Annotated in this window: 4 protein-coding genes and 1 tRNA gene; 3 read left to right on the top strand and 2 right to left on the bottom strand. The window is 61.9% G+C overall.

Going from position 1 to position 5,041, the window contains the following annotated elements:
• Nucleotides 1–69: 69 nt before the first annotated feature.
• Both ABY403_RS13175 and ABY403_RS13170 read right to left on the bottom strand, forming a co-directional pair.
• On the bottom strand, nt 70–1,587 hold the full coding sequence (locus ABY403_RS13175) for an MDR family MFS transporter (RefSeq protein ID WP_372841287.1): 1,518 nt from the start codon (nt 1,585–1,587) through the stop codon (nt 70–72).
• An 82-nt stretch (nt 1,588–1,669) separates the two neighbouring features.
• Nucleotides 1,670–1,754, bottom strand: a tRNA-Leu gene (locus tag ABY403_RS13170).
• A 161-nt stretch (nt 1,755–1,915) separates the two neighbouring features.
• Between ABY403_RS13170 and ABY403_RS13165 the strand changes: the two genes are divergently transcribed.
• From ABY403_RS13165 to ABY403_RS13155, 3 genes are all read left to right on the top strand, one after another.
• Nucleotides 1,916–2,899, top strand: a complete 984-nt coding sequence (locus ABY403_RS13165; protein WP_372841286.1) for a complex I NDUFA9 subunit family protein — start codon at nt 1,916–1,918, stop codon at nt 2,897–2,899.
• Nucleotides 2,900–2,943: 44 nt separating this feature from the next.
• A complete protein-coding gene (locus ABY403_RS13160; protein ID WP_372841285.1) occupies nt 2,944–3,738 on the top strand; it encodes an undecaprenyl-diphosphate phosphatase in 795 nt (264 codons plus the stop codon).
• A 220-nt stretch (nt 3,739–3,958) separates the two neighbouring features.
• A partial coding sequence (locus ABY403_RS13155; protein ID WP_372841284.1) for an NAD(P)-dependent oxidoreductase occupies nt 3,959–5,041 on the top strand: 1,083 nt, incomplete at its 3' end.

The following is a 5,041-nucleotide window of genomic DNA, read 5'->3' as shown; positions in this document are numbered from 1 at the left end:
CGCTTTTTGCCGGGCGCGGGCTACGCGCTCGGTTATGGTTCATGCTTCTGCCGATCAGGGCGCGGCGCGTCAATGCTCGCGCCTCCGGTCGGGCCGCCCGGTACGGTTTTCCAACGGTTTTTCGACGATCAGCAGCGACAGTATAAACGCCACAAAGGCCAGCCCCGCCGCAATCGCAAAGATCGGGTGCATGGAATCGGTAAACGCCTTGGCCACGGCTGCGCGTGCCTCGGCAGGCAATTCGGCCACCTGCGCCGCGCCAAACGAGCCCGTTTCTGTGCCCGGTGGCAGCAGACCGACAAGGTGCGCGGCCAGACCCGAGGCAAACAGCGCCCCAAAGACGGCAACCCCGACCGAGCCACCCACCTGCCGAAACAGTGTCAGCCCCGAGGTCGCCACGCCCAACATCTGGCGCGGCACCGCGTTCTGGATAGCGGTGGTGCCCACCGACATCGCAGGCCCCATGCCCACACCGATCGTCGCCATCATCGCCACCAGCGCCAGACGCGAGGTATCGGGTTGAAGCTGTGTCAGGCTCAACATGCCCAGCGTCAGCACCGCCATGCCCACCTGCGGCAAGCGGCGGTAATGCCCGGTACGCCCCATGATCTGGCCAGAGCCGATAGAGCCAACCATCGTGCCAAGCATCATTGGCACCATCTGCAACCCCGATGCCGTGGGGGTCATGCCCTTGGCCACCTGTAGATACAACGGCAGGAAGGTTGCGGCGCCGAACATACCCACGGCGGTGATGGCACCGATCAGCACGAAGATCACGAAGGTCGAATGTGAGAACAGCGCCAGCGGCAAAATCGGCTCTTTCGCGCGCCGTTCGGCCAAAAGAAACGCCGGCAACGCCAGCACCGCGGCCGTGATCAGCCCGAGGATGAAGCGCGAGTCCCAAGCAAAGCCGCGCCCGCCGAGCGAGGTAAACAACACCACCGATGAAAGCGCGGCGGTCAGCAGCACAGCGCCTAGATAGTCGATCTTGTGCCCGGTGCGGATGCCTGTCGGTTTGAACGCCAGCACAAACACCACCAGTGCAAAAATCCCGAGCGGGATGTTGACGTAAAAGATCCACCGCCACGTTAGATGCTGGGTAAAGTAGCCGCCAATCAGCGGCCCCGCGATCGCGGAAAGCGAGAAGACTCCACCGAAAATGCCCTGAATCTTGCCCCGTTCGCGCGGTGGCACCACATCGGCGATGACCGTCAGCGCCAGCACGAACAACCCGCCACCGCCGACCCCCTGCAAGGCGCGCGCGAGAATCAGATACAACATCGAGGTCGCCTGCCCCGCCAGCGCCGAGCCGAGCAGGAACAGCACCACCGAAATCTGCATCATCAACTTGCGGCCATAAAGATCGCCCAGCTTGCCATAAAGCGGCGCAACCACGGTCGAGGTCAGCAGATAGGCGGTGACGACCCAACTCAGATGGTCGATACCGCCCAGTTCGGCCACGATCGTCGGCAACGCCGTAGAAACGATGGTCTGGTCCAGCGACGACAGCAGCAGCATCGTGGCAATCGCCGCAAGCAGAAGGCGCGGCGAACGGATCTGGTCATTCGTGGACGCGGAGGCAGGCATGTGCAGCCTTTTGCAAGTATGAAAAGCGGAGTGACGCCGCGCGGCTGCGCTGCGTCATTCCGCTGACATATCTATTGGATAATGGTGCCCAGAAGAGGACTCGAACCTCCACGCCTTGCGGCACACGGACCTGAACCGTGCGCGTCTACCAATTCCGCCACCTGGGCAGGTGTTCGTGAGCGGGGTGATTATCGACGCGCTCTGGCGAAGTCAACGGGGTCTGGTAACAATTTCCACGGCCATTTGCCTGCGGCACCCTTTACCCTTGTCGTGACTGGGGCATGGCGCTAATCAAAGGGCGGATTTCGTGAGCGAAAGGCGTGCGCCGATGTCGAAACTTGTCACCATTTTTGGCGGTTCAGGCTTTGTTGGGCGTTACATCGCCCGCCGCATGGCACAAGAGGGCTGGCGCGTACGCGTAGCGGTGCGGCGCGATAACGAAGCGCTTTTCGTGCGCACCTACGGCGACATCGGGCAAGTCGAGCCTGTGCGCTGCAACCTGCGCGACGATGCCTCGGTTCGGGGTGCCATGCAGGGGGCCGACGCGGTGGTAAACTGTGTCGGGATACTGGTGCGCGAAGGCAAGAACACCTTTGACGCGGTGCAGGTGCAAGGCGCAGCGCGCGTGGCACGGATTGCGGCGCAGTTGGGTGTGGCGCGGCTGGTGCACATCTCATCCTTGGGGGCTGCCACTTCAAGTGATTGCGCCTATGCCCGCACCAAGGCCGCGGGCGAAGCTGCGGTACGAACCGATTTCCCCTCAGCCGTGATCTTGCGGCCTTCGGTGATTTTTGGCCCCGAGGACAAGTTCTTCAACAAGTTCGCGATGATGGCGCGTTGGGGCGTGGTGCTGCCGGTTGTGGCGCCGAAAACCCGGATGCAGCCGGTCTATGTCGATGATGTCGCCAAAGCGGCGGTGCAGGCAGTGCTGGGCAATGCAAGCGGCACCTATGAGCTTGGCGGCCCCGACGTGATGACGATGCGTGCACTGATGCGCAAGATGCTCGGAGTCACCATGCGCAAGCGGCTGCTGTTCAATGTGCCGCATTGGATGGCCTATGCGATGGCGGCGTGGTTTGACAGCATCCAGTATCTTTGGGGTGGGTTGATAACCAACCGGTTGATGACGCGCGACCAGCTCAAGCTTCTTGGCCACGACAGCGTGGTGGGCGAACATGCGCGCGGTTTCGCCGATCTTGGCATCGAGCCGACCCCGATGGACGCCGTTTTGCCCAGCTATCTCTGGCGCTTCCGCGCATCGGGGCAATACGATTCGATCAAGGCTTCGGCGCGGAATCTGCACAATACCTAAGCCGTTCACCTGTCGCAGTTTCGTGCTGAACCGATGAGGCCAACGTGAATTATCTGAACGATATCGCGCTGGGCCTGATTGAAGGCATCACAGAGTTCTTGCCGATTTCAAGCACCGGGCACCTGCTTTTGGCAGAGCACTGGCTGGGTGCGCGGTCTGACAGCTACAATATCACGATTCAGGCTGGTGCGATTCTGGCGGTGACGCTGGTGTTCTGGCGCAGGATCGTGGCGCTGTTCAGCGGTTTGGACCAACCCGAAAACCGCGACTATCTCGGCAAGCTCACCGTCGCGTTTATGGTGACCGCAGTGCTTGGCCTTACGGCGAAAAAGCTCGGGTTCGAGTTGCCAACGCGCATCGCCCCCATCGCATGGGCGCTGGTGCTGGGCGGGATCTGGATGATTGTCGCCGAGAGATTCGCCGAGCGTTTGCCCGATAGCAGCGCAATCACGATGCGGGTGGCCATCGCGGTTGGGCTGGCGCAGGTGGTGGCGGGGGTATTTCCGGGCACGTCACGCTCTGCCGCGACGATTTTCGTGGCGATGCTGCTGGGCACGTCAAACCGTGCGGCCGCGACCGAGTTTGCGTTTCTGGTCGGCATTCCCACGATGTTCGCGGCCAGCGGCTACGAGATGCTCAAGCAAATCCGCGACGGCGCCGCGATGGAAAGCTGGACATCGCTCGGCGTAGCGTTTGCGGTTTCCACCGTTACAGCCTTTGTCGCGGTCAAATGGCTGCTGGGATATATTCGCACCCACCGCTTTACCGTCTTTGCGGTCTATCGCTTGGTTTTCGGTGGCTTTTTGTTGGTGCTATCCGCGGCCGGAATGCTGGGCTGACCTGCGCGCGTGGGCGCGAATCACTCGTGGCGCTGCGGGGGCATGAGGTATCGGCCGCGCTATATGGCATACATGCTGACCTTTTTTTCGAGATTTTGTGCGGACGGCGGCGGCGGTAGCAGCATTTATCGCATTTTAGGTCAGCATATCTGACTTTTAATTCCCTGCCACTCGCGGTAATTGGTGCGCACCCGGATCTTGCCCATTGGGAGGCGCGGCTATGGCCAAGCAACGTATGCTGAAATTCGTTAACCTCGCGCGCGAGATGCCGGAGAAGCGCGATCCTTCGGTGCGCACCACCGATTTCCAGGAAATCTATCGCGAGTTCGCTGCCGCCAAGTCTGCCGAGCAGGCCAGCCGCTGTAGCCAATGCGGTGTGCCCTACTGCCAGACGCATTGCCCCTTGCACAACAACATCCCGGACTGGTTGCGCCTGACCGCCGAAGGCCGCCTGCAAGAAGCCTATGAGCTGAGTCAGGCCACCAACACCTTCCCCGAAATCTGCGGGCGTATCTGCCCTCAGGATCGGCTTTGCGAAGGCAATTGCGTGATCGAGCAATCAGGGCACGGCACCGTGACGATTGGCGCGATCGAAAAATACCTTACCGATACCGCTTGGGACATGGGCTGGGTCAAGCCCATCCGCCCCGCCGCCGAACGCGCCGAATCGGTAGGCATCATCGGCGCGGGGCCCGCGGGGCTTTCGGCAGCCGACGTGCTGCGCCGCGCCGGGGTGCAGGTCACGGTCTATGACCGTAACGACCGCGCGGGTGGCCTGATGACCTACGGTATTCCCAGCTTCAAGCTGGAAAAAGACGTGGTAATGCAACGCATTGGCCAGCTGGAAGCGGCAGGGGTGCAGTTCGTGCTCAACTGCAATGTCGGTGTGGACCTGAGCTTTGATGCGATTCGGGGCCGCCACGATGCAGTGCTGATTGCCACCGGGGTCTATAAGACTCGCGAATTGGAAGGACCGGGCGCAGGTGCTTCGGGCATCGTGCGCGCACTTGATTACCTGGTCGCCGCCAACCGCAAGGATTTCGGCGATGAGGTCGAAGCCTTCGATTCGGGCGAGTTGAACGCGGCGGGCAAACGGGTGCTGGTGGTCGGCGGCGGCGACACCGCGATGGACTGCGTGCGCACCGCCATCCGCCAAGGCGCTGAATCGGTCAAATGCCTTTACCGGCGCGACCGCGCCAACATGCCGGGCAGCCAGCGCGAGGTGCAGAACGCCGAAGAAGAGGGCGTCGAGTTTGTCTGGCTTACGGTGCCGGTGGCCTTTGCGGGCACCCCGGTCAGCAAT

This window comes from Phaeovulum sp. (assembly GCF_041596715.1).
In the GTDB taxonomy this organism is placed as follows: Bacteria; Pseudomonadota; Alphaproteobacteria; order Rhodobacterales; family Rhodobacteraceae; genus UBA6213.
This window is presented reverse-complemented; position numbering and strand designations above follow the sequence as displayed.

Bases quoted from the DNA above. Each gene is read 5' to 3' on its own strand.
- ABY403_RS13165 (WP_372841286.1), top strand. From the start codon at position 1,916: ATGTCGAAACTTGTCACCATTTTTGGCGGTTCAGGCTTTGTTGGGCGT.
- ABY403_RS13175 (WP_372841287.1), bottom strand. From the start codon at position 1,587: ATGCCTGCCTCCGCGTCCACGAATGACCAGATCCGTTCGCCGCGCCTT.